The sequence below is a fragment of the Phocaeicola coprophilus DSM 18228 = JCM 13818 genome (genome assembly GCF_000157915.1).
GTDB classification, from domain to species: domain Bacteria; phylum Bacteroidota; class Bacteroidia; order Bacteroidales; family Bacteroidaceae; genus Phocaeicola; species Phocaeicola coprophilus.
The window spans coordinates 1-594 of sequence record NZ_EQ973683.1; the positions used below are offsets into that span (position 1 = coordinate 1).

Annotated in this window: 1 protein-coding gene; it reads right to left on the reverse strand. The window is 41.6% G+C overall.

Going from position 1 to position 594, the window contains the following annotated elements; translation table 11 throughout:
* The coding region (gene tssD / locus BACCOPRO_RS16945) for a type VI secretion system tube protein TssD (protein WP_008145618.1) at positions 1-397 on the reverse strand (397 nt) is incomplete at its 3' end.
* Positions 398-594: the final 197 nt, after the last annotated feature.

Sequence of the window (594 nt, forward strand, 5' to 3'; positions counted from 1 at the left end):
AGTTTTTCGGCCATCTGTTGTCCAGCGCAGCGTTTCCCACATTGATGAGTTCAGCCGAGAATGTCAGTGCGATGGTCATCGGCACGTCGTTGTTCACGTCAAGAGTTTCTTTGTAGTAAACGATGTAGGCGTTCTTGAACTCGATTTCCTTCATTTTGGCATCCTCTTCAATCTTCTTGTATACGATTTTTCCCTCCACCTGCTTGAACTGGCTGTTCAGCATGGCTTCTATGGTCGCAGTGTCGTCCGTTGATTCGATAACTACCGAAACACGCCCTCCCTGAATGTTTGAGGATGGTTTTCCTTTCGCGTCTGTTGTGCGACTGAATTCATACTCAGAGTGCAGTACGTCATACTCTTTTCCTGCAAATTCCAATGTAGCTCTAAATGATGCCATAGTTGATAGAATTTAAAAGTTTAACAATAAATTTGAGTGACTCCGTTTCCCTTTTCTGAATCCTGTCTGTCTTCCGGCAGAAAACAAAAAAAGAGAAAACTCCAAAAAACGATCTTTTGAAATTTCCTCCGGTTCTTCCCGACGATTTCTGTTTTATTTGTGGAAAAAGAAGAAGAAAAATAAAACATCATCTTTGT